This is a genomic window from Paucibacter sp. KBW04 (genome assembly GCF_003852425.1).
In the GTDB taxonomy this organism is placed as follows: domain Bacteria; phylum Pseudomonadota; class Gammaproteobacteria; order Burkholderiales; family Burkholderiaceae_C; genus Paucibacter_A.
In genome coordinates, this window is record NZ_QAJN01000001.1 from 188,509 (window position 1) to 206,040 (window position 17,532).

Genomic DNA, 17,532 nt, shown 5'->3' on the forward strand with positions numbered 1-17,532 from the left:
GTCGCTACAGTGCCGGGCATGAATCCATCCAATGCTGCGGCTCCTGCCGAACCGAACACCCCTCCTGGCGTCATTCGCATCGCTTGGCGTCAACTGTGGCGAGACTGGCGGGCCGGTGAGTTGCGGCTCTTGATGCTGGCCGTGGGCTTGGCGGTGGCGGCCTTGTGTGCCGTGGGTTTTTTGTCTGACCGTATGGATGGCGGCCTGCGTCGCGATGCGGCCCAGCTCTTGGGCGGCGATGCGGTGTTGGTCAGCGACCAGCCGACGCCCGTCGAGCTGAGCGGCTTGGCCTCGGACCTGGGCCTCAGGCAGGCGCGCATGGTCAACTTCCCCAGCATGGCGCGTGCGCCGGAGGCGGCAGGCGGGCAGAGCCGCTTGGTCGCCATCAAGGCGGTGGGCGGGGCCTATCCCCTGCGCGGCAGTTTGCTATTGGTGGACGGGCGCAAGGTCGGCGCACCCAAGCCAGGCGAGGTCTGGGCCGACGCCCAGGTCTTGGAGAGCTTGAATCTGCAGTTAGGCCAACAGATTTTGGTGGGAGACGCCAGCCTACGGGTGGCCGGTCTGATCGCCAGCGAGCCCGATCGGGGCGCGGGCTTCCTGAACTTTGCGCCGCGCCTGATGTTGGCGGACCAGGATTTGCCGGCCACCGGCCTGATTCAACCGGCCAGCCGGGTCAGCTATCGCCTGGCCCTGGCGGAGCAGGAGGGGCGGGGAGCCAAGGCCGTGCCGCGCTTTGTGCAGCAGGCCAATGCCTTGATTGAAAAGTCGGGTTGGCGCGGCGTGCGCCTGGATTCGCTGGAAACCGGCCGCCCCGAGATGCGCCAGACCTTGGACCGCGCCACCAAGTTTTTGAAGCTGGTGGCCATGCTGTCGGCCTTGCTGGCCGCGGTGGCGGTGGCCTTGGCGGCGCGTGATTTTGCCGCGCGGCATCTGGATGATTGCGCCATGCTGCGGGTTTTGGGTCAGCCGCAGCGCCGCATCGCCTGGGCCTATGGCCTGGAGTTCGCCACCGCCGGCTTGGCGGCCAGTGTGCTGGGTGTGCTGGCCGGCCTGGGCCTGCACTACGCTTTTGTGGCCTTGTTGTCCGGCCTGTTCAACGTCAGCCTGCCGGCGCCGGGCTGGCAGCCCGCGCTGATGGGCATGGGCTTAGGGCTGAGCCTTTTGCTGGGCTTTGGCCTGCCGCCGATTCTGCAGCTGGCCTCGGTGCCAGCCTTGCGGGTGATACGGCGCGATCTGGGCGGCTTGAAGGCGGGCTCGCTATTGGTGCTGCTCGCCGGCGTGCTGGGCTTTGCCGCCATCTTGGTGGTGCTGGCGGGTGATGCCATGCTGGGCTTGATCGCCGCGGGCGGTTTTGCCCTGGCCGTGGCCTTGTTCGCCCTGCTGGCCTGGGCCGCCGTGCTCTTGCTGCGCCGCCTGGTGCCGCTGAGTGTGAACGGCAATGGCGCGCCGCGCTGGCTCTTGCTGGCCACCCGCCAGGTGGCGGCGCGGCCCAGCTTTGTGGTGGTGCAGGTGTCATCCCTGGCCGTCGGCTTGCTGGCGCTGGCCCTGCTGGTTTTGCTGCGCACCGATCTGATCGACAGCTGGCGCAGCGCCACGCCCAAGAATGCGCCCGATCGCTTCGTCATCAATATTCAGCCCGATCAAGGGCCCCTGTTCCAGGCCCAGCTCAAGCAACATGGGGTGGAGACCTATGACTGGTTTCCCATGATCCGCGGACGCTTGCTGAGCATCAACGGCCAAGAGATCAAGCCGCAGTCCTTCAAGGAAGACCGTGCCCAACGCTTGGTGGAGCGCGAGTTCAATCTGAGCCATAGCGCCACCTTGCCGGAGCAAAACCAGCTGGCCCAAGGGGCTTGGCTGCCGGATGAGGCCGAGGGTCTGAGTGTGGAAGAAGGCCTGGCCCAAACCCTGGGTCTGAAGCTCGGAGATCAGCTCACCTTCGATGTGGCCGGCGTGACGGTGGGCGGCCGCATCAGCAGCTTGCGCAAGGTGGATTGGTCATCGATGCGGGTGAACTTCTTCGTGCTGTTCCCGCGTGCGGCCATGCCCGATCTGCCCAGCACATATGTGGCGGCCTTCCGCACGCCCGCGGGGCCAGCCGGTCAGGCGCTGGATCGCGATCTGGCGCGTGAGTTCCCGAACATCACCGTGGTCGATGTCTCGGCCCAGCTGAACCAGGTGCAGGCGGTGCTGGATCAGGTCATCCAGGCGGTGCAGCTGTTGTTTGCCTTCACCCTGGCGACCGGCCTGCTGGTGCTGCTGGCCTCGGTCAGCAGCACGCGCGAAGCGCGTACCCGTGAATTCGCCTTGATGCGAGCCCTGGGTGCCAGCGGCCAGCTGCTCGCCCAGGTGCAGCGGGCCGAGCTGCTGGGGGTGGGGGCATTGGCGGGCTTTCTGGCCGGCGCGGTGGCGGTGGGCCTGGGCGCGGCCCTGGCGCATTTTGTCTTCGGCTTTGCCTGGAAGCTGAACCTTTGGGTGCCCTTGCTGAGCATGGTCTGTGGCGCCTTGCTGGCCCAGCTGGCGGGCTGGTGGAGCTTGCGAGGCGTTTTGCAAAGGCCGGTGATGCAGTCGCTGCGCGAAGCCAGCTGAGCCAGCAGAGGCCAATGAAAAGAGCCGCTGGCGGCGGCTCTCTTGCTGGTACGGTCCTTGGGCTCGCTCAGGCGCTTAGAAGGACTGCCAGTCGCCCTCATCGTCGTCCTTGCCCGCAGCAGCCGTGACCGGGGCCGGTGCCGGAGCGGCTGCCGCCTTGGGGCTGGGCGCTGGCTTGGGCGGGCTGGCTTTGGCTGGGGAGGCCTTGAAGCCGCTGGGCTTGAAACTCTTGGCGGCCGCGGGAGTCGCTGTCGAGGCTGCGGAGCCTGCCGCGGCCGATGAGGGCGATGGTGCCGGGCGGCTGAGCGAGCGTTCATCGTTGCCCAGGCGGAACACCGAGACCACCTCGGTCAGGCGGCGGGCCTGGTCTTTGAGGCTTTCGGCGGCGGCGGCGGATTGCTCCACCAGGGCCGCGTTTTGCTGCGTCATCTGGTCCAGATGCACGACCGCGCCATTGACCTGGCCGATGCCATCGCTTTGCTCGCTGGCGGCGGCAGTGATCTCACCGATGATGTCGGTGACCCGCTGCACGCTGGCGACGATGTCCGTCATCGATGCGCCTGCGGCCTCGACCAGCTTGGAGCCGACCTCGACCCGGTCCACGCTGGCGCCGATCAGGCCCTTGATTTCTTTGGCGGCCTCGGCGCTGCGCTGGGCCAGGCTGCGCACTTCCGATGCCACCACCGCAAAGCCACGGCCCTGCTCACCCGCGCGGGCCGCTTCCACGGCCGCGTTCAGGGCCAGGATATTGGTCTGGAAGGCGATGCCATCGATGACGCCGATGATGTCGTTGATCTTCTTGGAGCTGTTGTTGATCTCGTCCATGGTGCGGACGACTTGGTTGACCACATCGCCACCCTTGGCCGCAGCCGAGGAGGCCGAGGAGGCCAGCTGATTGGCGGTCAGGGCCGCGTCGGCGGTCTGGCGCACGGTGCCAGTCAGCTCTTCCATGCTGGAGGCGGCTTCTTCCAGATTGGCGGCCGTTTGCTCGGTGCGCTGTGACAGGTCTTGCGAGCCAATCGCGATCTCGGTCGAGGCGGTGGTGATGGAATTGCTGGCCGAACGCACGTCCAGCAGGATGTGCTGGATCTTCTCGGCAAACAGATTGAAGGACGCCGCGATACGCGCCAACTCATCGCGACCCACCTCGGGCAGGCGTTGGGTCAGGTCACCGCCACCGGCGCTGATCTCGTCCAGCGCGGCGCGGATGCGGTCGATGCCGCGCATCAGAGTGGCCACCACCGTCGTCATCAGCACCACGGCCAGCACCAGCACCACCAGCAGCACGACGGCGGCGGCGCGCAGCAAAGCGCTCAGAGACTGGAGGGCTTCGGACTTGTCGGCCGCGGCCACCAGCACCCAGTCGGTGTTGGGGATGGCCACGCCGCGCAGCAGGAAGTCGCCGTCGCCGATACGGGCTTCTTGCCAGTTGGCGCCGCTTTCCTGGAGTTGCTTCAAGGCCTTGGCGTCCAGGCCTGCGGCCAGTTCGGTGACGGGCTTGAGCGAGAGCTTGCTGTCTGGATGGGCAATGATGACGCCCTTGTTGGAGACCAAAAAGGCAAAGCCGTTGGGTGTGGGCTTGATGGCTTTAACCGTGTTCACCACCTCGTTGAGGAAGACATCCGAGGCGACCACGGCCTTGGTGCTGGCGCCATCTTTGACGGCGAGCGCAAAGGTCACGACCAATTGGTTGCGCGAGGCGTCCATATAGGGTTCGGTCAGCACCAGGCTATTGCTCGCCGCAGCCAGCTTGTACCAGGGGCGGCTGGTGGGATCGTAGTCGGGGGGCAGCGATTCCTCCGCATTGAAGTACATGCGCTTGTCGGCATGGCCGACATAGGCCGACTGCAGCTCACCTGATTTAGCAGCCTGGATCAGCTGGGGCTGGGGGTCCGTCATCGCGGCCGTAGGCAGGATGGCGTTGACGATATTGCGCTGGGTGTTGATCCATTGGGCGATGGTCGCGCTGCGCGCCGAGGCCAGCTCGTTCAGGCTGGACAGAACCTGGCTTTGGGTATGGTTGCGAACAATGATGTAGTTCGCGGCGGTAGCTGCCAATAAGGTGAACACCACGACGGCGATGCTCAGGCTGATCAGCCGGGTCTTGATTGAGTCAAACATCAGCGACTCCAATTGCTGGGGAGGTTTTGAGGAGGAGGTGGGGGAAGGGGAGCTTGGGTTCTTGATGACAGGGTTTAAAAGCTTTCCCAATCGCTTTCACCGGCCGCCGCACTGGACTTGCTGGGGCTTGTTTGCGCTTCGGGGGCTGAGGTAGGGCGTGCGGCGGCGGCCGGGCTTGGGCGCTGCGCCGCCTTGCGTATGACTTGGGCGGCCTTGTGGGCCGGTGAGCTGGGCTTTGTCGCAGCTTTGGCCTGGCTGTTGGCGCTGCTCTCACCATGGGCCTTCTTGCTGCTGGGCTTGGCCGTAGACGTGGAGACTGCTTGCTTGATCTGGTGATCGGCGGCCAGATGGAAGATGCTCACCGCCGAGACTAGGCGTTGTGCTTGTTCCTTCAGGCTCTCGGCCGCTGCGGCGGACTCTTCCACCAGCGCGGCGTTTTGCTGGGTCATCTGATCCAGTTGCACGACCGACTGATTGATCTGGGCCAGGCCATCGCTTTGGTCGGCAGTGGTGGTGGTGATCTCGGCGATGACGTTTTGCACCCGCTGCACGCTGCTGACGATGTCGGTCATGGACGCGCCCGCCACCTGCACCTGGCGCGAGCCGGCTTCCACGCTTTCCACACTGGCGCTGATTAGGGTTTTGATCTCCTTGGCCGCGGTGGCGCTGCGCTGGGCCAGGGAGCGCACCTCGTTGGCGACCACCGCGAAGCCGCGACCTTGCTCGCCAGCGCGCGCCGCTTCGACGGCCGCATTCAAGGCCAGGATATTGGTCTGGAAGGCAATGCCATCGATAACGCCGATGATGTCGTTGATCTTGCGCGAGCTGCTGTTGATCTCTTCCATGGTGGCCACCACCTGGCCGACCACTTCGCCGCCCTTGGCGGCAGCCTCGGCCGCGGTGCTGACCAATTGATTGGCGGTACGCGCCGAGTCGGCCGTCATGCGCACGGTGCTGGTCAGCTCGCTCATGGAGCCCGAGGCCACTTGCAGGCTGGCGGCAGTTTGCTCGGTGCGCTGGCTCAGATCAAGATTGCCCGAGGCGATTTCGGTGCTGGCCGTGCCCACCGAATCGACCGAGTGGCGCACCACGCCAATGGTGTCGGCCAGGCGGCTGCGCATGGATTCGGTTTGCTGGATCAGCAGGCCGATCTCGTCATTGCGTTCGCTGTGCACGGCCTGGGAAAGATCACCTTGGGCAATCGCGCTGATGGCGGCGTTGAGCTCATTCAGCGGTTTGGCCACCCAGTTGCGCATCATCCAGAACAGGCCCATGCCCAGCCCGGCGGTGGTCAGCAGCAACATGCCCCAGAAGGGCACCAAGGTCGCCCAATGCGAGGCCATGGCTTCGCTGCGGGACACTTGCGCCACGACCCAGTAGCCCGTCTTGCCGCTCTTGCGTAGCACGGCGAAGTTGTCGTTGCGCGGTGTGCCCAGCACATTGGGCGCGTCGGCCCAATAGGCTTCTTCGAGATTGCCATGCTCGGCCAGCAGCTTGTCCAGGCCCGGCATGGCCTCGCTCACCAGCTTGCCCTTGGCGGTGGGGTGGGAGACGAAGACCGCCTTGGCGGGGTCTTTGTCCATATCGACCACATAGGTGCCGCCGTTGTCAAAAAACTTGGCGCGGCTGGCCATGGCGTCAATGGCGCGCTCGAAGGCGTTCAGCTCAAAGCCCACGAACAAGAGGCCGACGATCTTGCCGCCATCGTTCTTGATGGGCTCGTAGTAGGTCATATAGGGATGACCAAACAAGACGGCCCGGCCGGAGTAGGCCTTGCCGCTGGAGACGGTGGCGTAGGCCGGGTGCTGTTTGCCCAGCAGGGTGCCGACGGCGCGTTCGCCCTTGGCATTCTTCAGCGAGGTGGTGATGCGCTCGAAGTCATCACCCTTGGCCGCAAACACCGTGGCCACGCCACCGGTGTTGCCGAAGAATTTGTCGACCTGGGTGGTGTTGCCGTTGAGCTTGGGGCCCCAATCGCGCAATTCGCCGGTGGCCTCGTCGAGGGTGAAGCTGGGGCCGAATTCCTGGCGGAAGGACCCATAGTTCTTTTCCACCAGGATGCGGGAGGTCTCGTCCATGGCGTGCATGGCATCGACCAGGGATTCCGCCTTGTCGCCCACCCAGGTCACCACCCGTTCATGGGCTACACGGGTCAGTAGAACGCCGACGACGGCGCTGACGGCCAAGAGAACCGATGCCAGGGCCACGAAGCCGGTGACGGAAACGCGGCGGGCAATTGAGCTTGCACCTGATGCCATGAAGAAGTCCCAATCCGACGAATCATTGCGCGGCCCTGGACTGTGGGCCTGGTACAGATGTACGGAAGAATGCCCGCTCCATCCTGGAGCGGGAGGCACCGGCGGGGAAGGGGATCAGAGACTCAGCGAGTCCATCAAACCCATGTCGGCGCTGCTCATCAATCCTTCGATATCCATCAGAATCAGCATGCGGTCGCTGACCGTGCCGATGCCGGTGATGAAGCTGGTGTCAACGGCCGCCGAGCTGAGCTCAGGCGCGGGGCGGATCGCATCGCGATTGAGCTCCAGCACATCGGAGACCGAATCCACCACGGCACCGACCACACGGCTCTTGACGTTCAGCACGATCACCACGGTGAAGCTGTTGTACTCGGCGCTGGGGCAGCCCAGCTTGAGGCGCAGGTCCACGATGGGCACGATGACGCCACGCAGATTGACCACGCCCTTGATGAAGTCGGGCGCGTTGGCGATTCGGGTGGGCGGCTCGTAGGAGCGGATTTCTTGCACCTTCAGGATATCGATGCCATATTCCTCAGCACCCAAGCGGAAAGTCAGGTACTCGCCGCTGGAAGGCGTGTGGCCCTTCAGCGTCAGGTTGGCAACTTCCTGGCGGATTGCCGGCACGTTTTCTCGAACGGTTTCCATGGCTTACCTCTTTTGTGTGCGGGATGGAAGGAGAAGGGGGAGTGAGCGGGTGATCAGAAGGATTCCCAGTCGCCTTCGGCCTGCGGGGCCGGGGCACTGCGGGCGACGGGTTCGGACCTTGGGGGGCTGGGCGGCACCGCGCTGCTGCTGCGTGCAGGTTTGGCGGCCGAATAGTTGGGCTTGCCCGCGGCTGGGGTGACTTTGCTGGCCTGGCTGTTGTGGCTGGGCTTGGTCGTCGCGTGGCCGCTGGATGCGCTGGTGCTGCTGGCTTTGCCGCCCTGGTAGGGCGCAGAGCTGGCCGCCGGGCGCGAGGCCGTGCTGCTGCCAAAGCTGTGCTTGGCGGCCGCGTTGCTGGCGCTGCTGCTATTGATCTTGAACTTGTCGACCGCCTCGGCCAGGCGCTCGGCCTGATCCTTGAGGCTTTCGGCCGCGGCGGCGGACTCTTCCACCAGGGCCGCGTTCTGCTGCGTCATCTGATCGAGTTGCAGCACCGATTGGTTGACCTGGGCAATGCCATCGCTTTGCTCGCTAGCGGCGGCGGTGATCTCGCCAATGATGTCGGAGACACGCTGCACGCTGGTGACGATGTCCGTCATGGACTCGCCGGCCTCCTGCACCAGGCGGGAGCCGGTTTCCACCCGCTCGACGCTGGCGCCGATCAGGGTCTTGATCTCGCGGGCGGCCTCGGCGCTGCGCTGAGCCAGGCTGCGAACCTCGCTGGCCACCACCGCAAAGCCACGGCCTTGCTCGCCGGCACGGGCGGCCTCAACCGCTGCATTCAAGGCCAGGATATTGGTCTGGAAGGCGATGCCGTCGATGACGCCAATGATGTCGTTGATCTTCTTGGAGCTGGTGTTGATCTCGTCCATGGTTGAGACGACCTGACCCACCACATCGCCGCCCTTGGCCGCCGCGCTGGACGCCGAGTTGGCCAGTTGATTGGCGGTACGGGCCGAGTCGGCGGTTTGCTTGACCGTGCCGGTCAGCTGGGTCATGGATGACGCAGCTTGCTGCAGATTGGAGGCGGTCTGCTCGGTGCGACCGGAGAGATCCTGGTTGCCGGTGGCAATCTCTACCGAAGCGGTGCGAATGCTGTCGGCCGAGGTGCGCAGCTGGCCCACCAAGTTTTGCAGTGCGTGCTGCATATTCTGCAGGGAGCGCATCAGATGCGAGGCCTCATCCTGGCCTTCGACCGGGATGGCAATCTTGGTCAGATCGCCTGCCGCGATGGCCTGGGCCAGGTCTTCAGCGTCGGCCAGGGGCTTGCAGATGCTTTGCATATTCAGCAGCGTCAGCGGGATGACCACCACGGCGCTGATCAGCAAAATGGCCATAAAGGCCGTCATCACCCGATCTTCGGTGAGCTGCGCTTTGGCCAGGGCGCTGTTGGTGTTGGCATCGAGCTGTTTGGAGAGCTCGTCCACCAACTGCTGGGCGGCATGGATGTCCGCCTTGGCGCCTTCCAACTGCTTGTTGGCCGCAGCAATGTTTTCCACATGGCCGCCGGCGATTTCCTTGAAAACCGGCCCGGCCTTGCTCGCGTAGGCGTCCACCAGCGTGTTCATCTTGTCCAGAGCCAGGCTCTTGGACTCGGGCTGCTTGCTTGCCAGTTCCTTCGAGGCCTTGCTGAATTGCTGCAGGGTTTGGTCCCAGCGCTGGCGATAGGCGACCGCCGTGTCGGGCAACTGATAGGCAATGAGAATGTCTTTCTCAAAACGCCGCAAGTCACCGATGGACTGCACCAAATTATTCATTTGGTGGCTGGTCTGGATGGTCTATTCCTTGAACTCCTGCGTCAGGTCATGCATGGACTTCATGCCAAGCAGACCGACGCTACCCACCGCCAACAGCAGCGTCAGCACCATCGCAATCGCACCAATCATGCGAGTGCGGATGCTGAACTGCCGGAGCATTGCGCTCATATTCATCAAAAACCTCTATTCCCTGGATTCATAGTTTCTTTAGCGGCGGGGTTCAATGCCTGGAGCGACGCACCAGACTGCCCACGTCCAAGATCAGTGCCACGCGGCCATCACCCATGATGGTGGCGCCGGAGACGTCGGTGACCTTGCGGTAATTGGCTTCCAGGTTCTTCACCACCACCTGTTGCTGGCCCAGCAACTCGTCCACCAGCAGGGCGACGCGGCCGCCTTCGGCCTCCACCACCACCATGATGGAAGAGACATGTTCGAAGTCGAAGCGCGGCACATTGAAGATGTGCTCAAGGCCAATCACCGGCATGTATTCGTCACGCACCTCGACCACGCGGCCAGAGCCGGCCACGGTCTTGATGGTGTCGGACTGCACCTGGAAGGATTCGACCACCGAGGACAGGGGCAGGATGTAGACCTCTTCGCCGACGCCCACACTCATGCCGTCCATGATGGCCAGGGTCAGGGGCAGTCGCACCGAGACCTTCATGCCATAGCCCTCGGCGGAGTCGATCTCCACCGTGCCACCCAGGGAGGTGATGTTCTTCTTCACCACGTCCATGCCCACACCGCGGCCGGACACATCGGTCACCACCTCGGCGGTGGAGAAGCCGGGCGCGAAGATCAGGCCCCAGACCTCGGCATCGGTCATGGAGTCGGGCGCATCAATACCTTTCTCGCGTGCCTTCTGGATCAGCTTGTTGCGGTTCAGGCCCTTGCCGTCGTCGCGCACCTCGATCACGATGGAGCCGCCTTGGTGTGAAGCCACCAAGGTGATGGTGCCTTGCTCGGGCTTGCCGCGAGCCAGGCGCTCGGCCGGCATTTCAATGCCGTGATCGCAGCTGTTTCTAACCAAGTGGGTCAGCGGATCGGTGATCTTTTCAACCAGGCTCTTGTCCAATTCGGTGGCTTCACCTTGGGTGACCAGTTCCACCTTCTTGCCCAGCTTGGCGGCCAGATCGCGCAGCATGCGGGGGAAGCGGTTGAAGACGATGGACATCGGAATCATCCGGATGGACATCACCGATTCCTGCAGATCGCGGGTATTGCGTTCCAGATCGGCCAGGCCTGAGGCCAGCTGCTGGTAAAGGCCCGGGGCCAGATCGCGGCTGTTCTGTGCCAGCATGGCTTGGGTGATCACCAGCTCGCCGACCAGATTGATCAGCTGGTCCACCTTTTCGATGGACACGCGCAGGGTGGATTGATCCATGCCTGCAGCGGCTGGCTTGGGCTCGACCTTGGCGACAGGCTTGGCCGCGACGGCCACGGGTTTGACCTCTTCGCTGGCCTGCACCTTGAGTTGGGTGCCGGCAGGGGCGACCTCGGGGTTGCCCGGGGCGTTGTCAAAGAAGCCGTAGCCAGGATCCTTGCTTTCCGGCTGAGCCTCGGGAGCGCCAGGCGCGCCGTCGTGGAAGCCGAAGCCGGGGCCAAAGGGCAGCAGCTTGACCTGCTCGCGGGCCACGTGGAAGGTGAACAAATCCAGCAGATCACTGTCGGTGCTGCTGGTCAAAACCTTGAAGCGACGCACGCCGTCCGCCGACATGCCGGCGTCCAGGGGCTCGATCGTGCCTAGATCGGTGATTTCTTTGAAGAGCTCGACCAGGTTGTCGGCCAAGCTCATATCGGTCAGCGGGCCGACTTGCAGTTCCAACACGCGTGCGGCGGGCTTGCCTGGCTTGGGCGCGGGGGCCGGTGCGGCTTCGACTGGGGCCGAGGCCACCGGGGCCGGAGCGGCAGGCGCCGCAGCGACTTGCTCGCCGTCGACGAAACCTCGAATGCTGACGAGCAGGTCCGAGGTGTCAACCGGGGCAGCGCCCGAGCCTTGATGGCGGCCCAGCTGGGCGCGCAAGGCGTCGCCCGACTGCAGCAAGGTGTCCACCATGGCGGAGTTTGGGGCCAGCTCGTGGCGGCGCAGCTTGTCCAGCAGCGTTTCCATCTGGTGGGTCAGCTCGGCCACATCACTGAAACCAAAGGTCGCGGCGCCGCCCTTGATGGAGTGGGCGCAGCGGAAGATGGCGTTCAGCTCTTCGTCGTCGGCGGTCTCGACGTTCAGGTTCAGCAGCAGCTGTTCCATATTGTCGAGGTTCTCGCTCGCCTCCTCGAAAAAGACTTGATAGAACTGGCTCAGGTCAATCCCTGCGCTCAGGCTTGCGCCTTCGGAAGTCATTTCTCCCATGCCTTACTCCAATTTGAGTCTAGATGCGCGCAAAAACGCCTTAACGAATGACCTTGCCAATCACCTCGATCAGCTTGGCCGGATCGAAGGGCTTGACCAGCCAACCCGTGGCGCCGGCGGCACGGCCGGCTTGCTTCATCTGATCGCTGGACTCGGTGGTCAGGATCAGGATGGGGGTGGTCTTGAACTTGGGGTTGTCGCGCAGCTTCTTGGTCAGGCTGATGCCGTCCATGCGGGGCATGTTCTGGTCGGTCAGCACAAGATCGAAGTCACGGGTGCTGGATTTCTCCAGGGCATCTTGCCCGTCCACCGCTTCAACGACGTTGAATCCAGCGTTCTTGAGCGTGAAGGAGACCATTTGGCGCATCGAGGCCGAATCGTCCACAGCAAGAATTGAGTGCATTGTTATCTCTCCGGGTATCAAGCTGATTTCGGTAAATTTCTTAGGCTCTTTAGAACAATTCGATGGAGCCTGCGTCCATTTCGTCCTGGGTCACGGGGTTAGGGCGAAGCGGCGCGATCTCGACCACGACGGTTCCGTCCTCATCGTCACCAAACGTGTCGCGCGCCAGCTGGTCGGCGCAGTTGCGCAGGCGTTGGCTGGTGTGTGCGATCAGTTGCGTGGCCATGTCCTGGAACTGCAAGGCCGTGATGGCGCTGGCGATGTGTTCCATCGCCTTTTGCAGGATGGCGCCGTCGGCGCTGGATTCTTCATCGGCCCGGCGCTTGAGCGTCGAGACGTGGTTGGAGGCGCTGTAGAAATGCTCGGACAGCGCCTCACCTGCATCGTCCAGCAGACGCTGCAGGCGTTCCAAATCGTTGGTGACCGTCATCAGATGATCTTGGATCTCCGCTGCGGCGAGCAACGGAAGCATCCCTTGATCGGGAGGTTCCTGCGTTTCATTCATCAGCATCTTTGCTCCACGCCTCTTGGACCGATGTCGGACCTGTGTTGGACCTGTGACCTTCAAGCCATGCCCCGCGGGACGGGCAGCAGCAGGACAGATATCGATTGACCATTTGCTGTATGGCATCTTCGGCATTTCTGCCTCAGCTGTCGACAAGACAAAGCAGGCAGAACCGGCCTATTTGTGTGATTCGACCGAAGTATCGAGTTAGCGCTCCGGGATAACCCCTCGAATCGATGGTGTTTTGGCTTGCTTTTCTGGAGGGCGTGGTTTCCATGCAGTGCTGCCTTCACGCAACACCGGCATACTTCTCACCATGTCGAGCCCTAGCACCGAGCGCAAATTGCGCATATTGCATATTGAAGATTCCGAGCTGGATCACCAATTGATCATGGCCCAGCTGCGCCGAGCCGGCCTCAATCTAGAGCTGGTCCGCATGGACGCCCTGGCCGAGATCGGCGCCGCCCTGGACCAGCCCTGGGACGCCATCATTTCAGACTACAACCTGCCCGGATTTTCGGGGCTTGTGGTGCTGGACATGCTCAAGGAAAGCCGTCGTTTGCTGCCCTTTATCCTGGTTTCAGGGGAAATTGGCGAGGACACGGCCGTCGCGGCCATGCGCACCGGAGCCTCGGACTACCTGCTCAAAAAGGATCTGGCGCGCTTGGCGCCGGCACTTTTGCATGCGATTGAGGCCAGCGAGTCCCAGCGGGCTCGTATCGAGGCGGACCGCGAGTTGCTGAAGTCCAAGCAGCGCCTGCATGAGTTGGCCGGGCATTTGCAGACCAGCATCGAGATGGAGCGCGCGGCCATCGCCCGCGAGATCCATGACGATGTGGGCGGCTCGCTGACGGCCCTGAAGTTCGACCTGGCCTGGATCAATCGGCATTCCAAAGATGCGGCCGTGCTGCAGCGGGTGCAGTCGGCCCTGGAGACGGTGACCTCGGCCATCGAGGCCAGCCAACGCATCATGCACAACCTGCGCCCGGCCATTCTTGAGCAGGGCCTGGTGGCGGCGGTGCAGTGGATGGCGGCACGTTTTGAGCGCCGCACCGGCATCGTCACCACGGTGCGCACCAGCCATGAGCAGATGCAATTGCCGCCCGGTGTGCCTTTGGTGGCCTATCGCACGGCCCAGGAGGCGCTGACCAATGTCTCCAAACATGCGAATGCCAGCCGGGTCGATATTGAGTTGAGCGTGGACTCGGGGGTTTTGACCCTGGAGCTCAGTGACAATGGTCAAGGTATTGCGCCCGGTGCTCTGGCAAAGGCGCGCAGTTTTGGAATTCGCGGTCTGCACGAACGCGCGGCAACGGTAGGAGGTTGGGTGGACTTGAGCACGAACAACAAGGGCGTCAGCCTGATTCTTTCCGTCCCTCTTCAGGACCAAGGGCTGGACGCTAGCGGCCTGGACGATGGGGCCGAGGCCACCCATGATCCTTCCGCCTGGGGGCAACTATGATCAAGGTCATTCTGTGCGATGACCATGCTTTGATCCGGCGCGGCATCCGCGACACGCTCTCGGACGTGGCCGATATCGAGGTCATCGGCGAGGCCGGCGACTACGGCGAGTTGCGCAGCCTGCTGCGCGATCTCGGCCCCAATGCGGGCTGCGATGTGCTGGTGCTGGACATCAATATGCCGGGCCGCAGCGGTCTGGATGTCTTGCATGTGCTGAAGGACGAGGGCACGAGCATCCGCACCTTGATCGTCTCCATGTACCCCGAAGACCAGTACGCCATCCGCGCCCTGCGCGCCGGGGCCTACGGCTATGTCAACAAGGGTGGCGACCCGCAGGTGCTGGTGCAGGCCGTGCGCACCGTGGCCCAGGGCCGCAAATATGTGACGCCCGAGATCGCCCAGATGCTGGTGGAAAGCCTGACCGCCCCGGCGGCCGAGCAAGCGCATCAAAAGCTCTCCGACCGTGAGCTGCAAACCCTGGTGATGATCGCCTCGGGCAAGCGCTTGTCCGATATCGCGGAGGAGTTGATGCTCAGCCCCAAGACCGTCAGCGTCTACCGCGCCCGGGTGCTGGAAAAACTGGCCTTGGCCAACAACTCTGAATTGACGGTCTACGCCATCCGGAATGGCTTGGTCGCGAGCTGAAGCTGGCTACAGTGGGCTTGAGCGGAGCTCAGGTGGCCTCAGATCACTAGGCTCTGGGCCTGCGCAGCCTCCCAGCCCAGCACATCGCGCACAAAGGCCGTCAGCGCCGCGGCGCTCCCCGTGGTTTGCAGGGTGGGAGGCGGGGCGGTCTGGCTTGAATCCTGGCCCCCGAGTTCGAGGCGCTGCCACAACCTGGCCGCCTGCTGAGCCACGGCCGATTCGATATTGAGCAATTGCACCGACTCACCCAAGGCCTGCTGCAGCGGGCCCTGAATCAAGGGGTAATGGGTGCAGCCCATCAAGACGGTGTCGACCCCAGCGGCTTTCAGAGGGGCGCAGAGCTGGCCCAGCAATTGATGCAGGGCCGGTGTGTCCAACTCGCCGCGCTCGATCAGCTCCACCAAGCCGGGGCAGGCCTGGCTGAAGACCTGCACCTCGGGGGCATGCCGCTTGATCAGATCGGCAAAACGTGCGCTGGCGATCGTGGCCGGCGTGGCCATGACGCCGATGCGGCCGTTGCGTGTGCTGGCCACGGCCGGCTTGATGCCTGGCTCGGTGCCGACGATGGGGATGTCGGGCCAGCGCTGTCGCAAGGCTTCGATCGCGTGGGCGGTGGCTGTGTTGCAGGCCACCACCAACAAGCGGGCGCCACGTTCAATCAAATACTCGCTGACCGCCAGGCTGCGCTGGATCAGGGATTCTGGCGTGCGCAGGCCGTAGGGCGCGTAGCCCGCATCGGCGACGTAGTGCATGGGCACTTGCGGCAGTACCCGGCGCAACTCGCGCAAGACCGTCAGGCCGCCGACGCCGGAGTCGAAGACGCCAAGGCTGGCCGGCATGCCGTGAGGGGAGGGGAGCGTGGGGGCTGGGTGCGTATTCATTGAGTGCGGCAGTCTAACTATTGTCCGCACAAGCCTGCGCCGTGGCGGCGATTTCATGCCTAAAATAGAACGATCGTGCTATTTTTTCTGCACACAGCTCGCGGAATCGGCTGCGCCGCCCGTAGAATCTGATTAACGTTAACGTCAATTAGCCTTGGAGTACTTCGATGAAGGTTCTGGTTCCTGTCAAACGAGTGGTCGACTACAACGTCAAAGTGCGCGTCAAGAGCGACGGCACGGGCGTGGACATCGCCAATGTCAAGATGTCGATGAACCCCTTTGATGAGATCGCCATCGAAGAGGCGGTGCGCCTGAAAGAGAAGGGCGTTGCCACCGAGGTGATCGCCATTTCCTGCGGCGTCACCCAATGCCAGGAGACCCTGCGTACCGCCATGGCCATCGGTGCCGACCGCGCCATCCTGGTCGAGACCGATGCTGACTTGCAGCCCCTGGCCGTGGCCAAGCTGCTCAAGGCCCTGGTCGACAAGGAACAGCCCGGCCTGGTGATCCTGGGCAAGCAAGCCATCGACGACGATTGCAACCAGACCGGCCAGATGCTGGCTGCTCTGAGCGGCCTGCCCCAAGGCACTTTCGCCAGCAAGGTGGAAGTGACGGGCGAAGAAGTCGCCGTGACCCGTGAGGTCGACGGTGGCCTGGAAACCGTCAAGCTCAAGCTGCCCGCCGTGGTCACCACCGACCTGCGCCTGAATGAGCCGCGCTATGTGACGCTGCCCAACATCATGAAGGCCAAGAAGAAGCCGCTGGAAGTGATCAAGCCCGCCGATCTGGGCGTGGACGTGAGCCCCCGCATCAAGACCCTGAAGGTCGAAGAGCCGCCCAAGCGCAGCGCCGGCATCAAGGTGGCCGATGTGGCCGCCCTGGTCGACAAGCTGAAGAACGAAGCCAAAGTCATTGGCTGAGCCCCAATCAGAAGAAATCGGAGAAAACACAATGACTGCTCTCGTTATTGCCGAACACGACAACGCGTCCATCAAGGGCGCCACCCTCAATACCGTGACGGCCGCACTGGCCACCGGTGCTGATGTGCATGTGCTGGTGGCCGGCCACAACGCCGCCGCCGCCGCTGCCGCCGCCGCTCAGATCGCTGGCGTCACCAAGGTGCTGCATGCCGACGCCGCCCAGCTGGCCGATGGCCTGGCCGAAAACCTCGCCGCCCAAGTGCTGGCCGTGGCCTCGGGCTATAGCCACATCCTCTTTCCCGCCACCGCCTCGGGCAAGAACGTGGCGCCGCGCGTCGCCGCTTTGCTCGACGTGGCTCAGTTGAGCGATGTGACCAAGGTCATCAGCGCCGACACCTTTGAGCGCCCCATCTACGCCGGCAATGCCATCGCCACCGTGCAAAGCACCGACGCCACCAAGGTGCTGACCGTGCGTACCACCGGCTTTGACGCCGCCGCCGCCAGCGGTGGCAGCGCCGCCGTGGAAGCGCTTGCACCGGTAGCCGACAGTGGCAAGTCCACTTTTGGCAGCCGCGAAATCGCCAAGAACGACCGCCCCGAGCTGACCGCCGCCAAGATCATCGTCTCCGGTGGCCGCGCCCTGGGCTCGAACGACAAGTTCATGGAAGTGCTGACGCCCCTGGCCGACAAGCTGGGCGCCGCCCTGGGCGCCTCGCGCGCCGCCGTCGATGCGGGTTATGCCCCCAATGACTGGCAGGTGGGCCAGACCGGCAAGATCGTCGCCCCCCAGCTCTATATCGCCTGCGGCATCAGCGGCGCGATCCAGCATCTGGCCGGCATGAAGGACTCCAAGGTGATCGTCGCGATCAACAAGGATGCCGAAGCCCCCATCTTCAGCGTGGCCGACTACGGCCTGGAGGCCGATCTGTTCAACGCTGTTCCCGAACTGGTGAACGCGCTCTGATCGAGACTCGCAGCAACGCTTGATTTCAACAGG

14 protein-coding genes are annotated in these 17,532 nt (G+C 63.6%); 5 read left to right on the plus strand and 9 right to left on the minus strand.

All coding sequences use genetic code 11. The features are described 5' to 3' along the window. The first annotated feature begins 18 nt into the window (after window positions 1-18). Window positions 19-2,589, plus strand: coding sequence for an ABC transporter permease (locus DBR47_RS00905; protein ID WP_124446124.1), 2,571 nt, complete (start codon window positions 19-21; stop codon window positions 2,587-2,589). Window positions 2,590-2,664: 75 nt separating this feature from the next. On the opposite strand, the gene DBR47_RS00910 is transcribed toward DBR47_RS00905, so the two are convergent. From DBR47_RS00910 to DBR47_RS00940, 8 genes are all read right to left on the minus strand, one after another. After that, window positions 2,665-4,710 carry a methyl-accepting chemotaxis protein gene (locus tag DBR47_RS00910; protein WP_124446125.1) on the minus strand — a complete coding sequence of 682 codons (2,046 nt, stop codon included), beginning with the start codon at window positions 4,708-4,710 and terminating at the stop codon, window positions 2,665-2,667. Between the two features lie 74 nt (window positions 4,711-4,784). Next, the gene (locus tag DBR47_RS00915) at window positions 4,785-6,968 is read right to left on the minus strand and encodes a methyl-accepting chemotaxis protein (RefSeq protein WP_124446126.1); all 2,184 of its coding nucleotides are present in this window, start codon (window positions 6,966-6,968) and stop codon (window positions 4,785-4,787) included. Between the two features lie 114 nt (window positions 6,969-7,082). Continuing rightward, window positions 7,083-7,613 carry a chemotaxis protein CheW gene (locus DBR47_RS00920; RefSeq protein ID WP_124446127.1) on the minus strand — a complete coding sequence of 177 codons (531 nt, stop codon included), beginning with the start codon at window positions 7,611-7,613 and terminating at the stop codon, window positions 7,083-7,085. Window positions 7,614-7,666: 53 nt separating this feature from the next. Further along, entirely contained in the window at window positions 7,667-9,367 is a 1,701-nt protein-coding gene (locus DBR47_RS24795; protein WP_305037008.1) for a methyl-accepting chemotaxis protein, read from the minus strand. Window positions 9,368-9,388: 21 nt separating this feature from the next. After that, the gene (locus tag DBR47_RS24800) at window positions 9,389-9,535 is read right to left on the minus strand and encodes a Tar ligand binding domain-containing protein (protein ID WP_231512062.1); all 147 of its coding nucleotides are present in this window, start codon (window positions 9,533-9,535) and stop codon (window positions 9,389-9,391) included. A 52-nt stretch (window positions 9,536-9,587) separates the two neighbouring features. Continuing rightward, the gene (locus DBR47_RS00930) at window positions 9,588-11,720 is read right to left on the minus strand and encodes a chemotaxis protein CheA (protein ID WP_124446128.1); all 2,133 of its coding nucleotides are present in this window, start codon (window positions 11,718-11,720) and stop codon (window positions 9,588-9,590) included. Between the two features lie 40 nt (window positions 11,721-11,760). Continuing rightward, window positions 11,761-12,123, minus strand: coding sequence for a response regulator (locus tag DBR47_RS00935; RefSeq protein ID WP_124446129.1), 363 nt, complete (start codon window positions 12,121-12,123; stop codon window positions 11,761-11,763). A 49-nt stretch (window positions 12,124-12,172) separates the two neighbouring features. After that, on the minus strand, window positions 12,173-12,553 hold the full coding sequence (locus tag DBR47_RS00940; protein ID WP_231512063.1) for a hypothetical protein: 381 nt from the start codon (window positions 12,551-12,553) through the stop codon (window positions 12,173-12,175). A gap of 391 nt (window positions 12,554-12,944) precedes the next feature. Between DBR47_RS00940 and DBR47_RS00945 the strand changes: the two genes are divergently transcribed. Together DBR47_RS00945 and DBR47_RS00950 are read left to right on the plus strand one after the other, a co-directional pair. Continuing rightward, a complete protein-coding gene (locus DBR47_RS00945; protein WP_197046797.1) occupies window positions 12,945-14,090 on the plus strand; it encodes a response regulator in 1,146 nt (381 codons plus the stop codon). Next, window positions 14,087-14,734: a response regulator transcription factor gene (locus DBR47_RS00950; protein ID WP_124446131.1), complete on the plus strand. Its 648-nt coding sequence runs from the start codon at window positions 14,087-14,089 to the stop codon at window positions 14,732-14,734. The genes DBR47_RS00945 and DBR47_RS00950 overlap by 4 nt, the downstream gene beginning before the upstream one ends. A gap of 38 nt (window positions 14,735-14,772) precedes the next feature. Here the strand turns inward: DBR47_RS00950 and murI are convergent, their stop codons facing one another. After that, the gene (gene murI / locus DBR47_RS00955; RefSeq protein ID WP_231512064.1) at window positions 14,773-15,573 is read right to left on the minus strand and encodes a glutamate racemase; all 801 of its coding nucleotides are present in this window, start codon (window positions 15,571-15,573) and stop codon (window positions 14,773-14,775) included. A gap of 209 nt (window positions 15,574-15,782) precedes the next feature. Here murI and DBR47_RS00960 point away from each other — a divergent pair, with 209 nt between their 5' ends. Both DBR47_RS00960 and DBR47_RS00965 read left to right on the plus strand, forming a co-directional pair. Next, the gene (locus DBR47_RS00960; RefSeq protein WP_124446133.1) at window positions 15,783-16,535 is read left to right on the plus strand and encodes an electron transfer flavoprotein subunit beta/FixA family protein; all 753 of its coding nucleotides are present in this window, start codon (window positions 15,783-15,785) and stop codon (window positions 16,533-16,535) included. 31 nt (window positions 16,536-16,566) lie between these two features. Then, window positions 16,567-17,499 carry an electron transfer flavoprotein subunit alpha/FixB family protein gene (locus DBR47_RS00965; protein ID WP_124446134.1) on the plus strand — a complete coding sequence of 311 codons (933 nt, stop codon included), beginning with the start codon at window positions 16,567-16,569 and terminating at the stop codon, window positions 17,497-17,499. The last annotated feature ends 33 nt before the right edge of the window (window positions 17,500-17,532 follow it).

Excerpts from the sequence above, each read along its gene's own strand:
- DBR47_RS00950 (WP_124446131.1), top strand. The coding sequence starts at position 14,087 with ATGATCAAGGTCATTCTGTGCGATGACCATGCTTTGATCCGGCGCGGC.
- DBR47_RS00905 (WP_124446124.1), top strand. The coding sequence starts at position 19 with ATGAATCCATCCAATGCTGCGGCTCCTGCCGAACCGAACACCCCTCCT.
- DBR47_RS00945 (WP_197046797.1), top strand. The coding sequence starts at position 12,945 with ATGTCGAGCCCTAGCACCGAGCGCAAATTGCGCATATTGCATATTGAA.
- murI (WP_231512064.1), bottom strand. The coding sequence starts at position 15,573 with ATGCCGGCCAGCCTTGGCGTCTTCGACTCCGGCGTCGGCGGCCTGACG.
- DBR47_RS00960 (WP_124446133.1), top strand. The coding sequence starts at position 15,783 with ATGAAGGTTCTGGTTCCTGTCAAACGAGTGGTCGACTACAACGTCAAA.
- DBR47_RS00920 (WP_124446127.1), bottom strand. The coding sequence starts at position 7,613 with ATGGAAACCGTTCGAGAAAACGTGCCGGCAATCCGCCAGGAAGTTGCC.
- DBR47_RS00965 (WP_124446134.1), top strand. The coding sequence starts at position 16,567 with ATGACTGCTCTCGTTATTGCCGAACACGACAACGCGTCCATCAAGGGC.
- DBR47_RS24795 (WP_305037008.1), bottom strand. The coding sequence starts at position 9,367 with ATGAATAATTTGGTGCAGTCCATCGGTGACTTGCGGCGTTTTGAGAAA.
- DBR47_RS00940 (WP_231512063.1), bottom strand. The coding sequence starts at position 12,553 with ATGACGGTCACCAACGATTTGGAACGCCTGCAGCGTCTGCTGGACGAT.
- DBR47_RS00910 (WP_124446125.1), bottom strand. The coding sequence starts at position 4,710 with ATGTTTGACTCAATCAAGACCCGGCTGATCAGCCTGAGCATCGCCGTC.
- DBR47_RS24800 (WP_231512062.1), bottom strand. The coding sequence starts at position 9,535 with ATGAGCGCAATGCTCCGGCAGTTCAGCATCCGCACTCGCATGATTGGT.
- DBR47_RS00915 (WP_124446126.1), bottom strand. The coding sequence starts at position 6,968 with ATGGCATCAGGTGCAAGCTCAATTGCCCGCCGCGTTTCCGTCACCGGC.
- DBR47_RS00930 (WP_124446128.1), bottom strand. The coding sequence starts at position 11,720 with ATGGGAGAAATGACTTCCGAAGGCGCAAGCCTGAGCGCAGGGATTGAC.
- DBR47_RS00935 (WP_124446129.1), bottom strand. The coding sequence starts at position 12,123 with ATGCACTCAATTCTTGCTGTGGACGATTCGGCCTCGATGCGCCAAATG.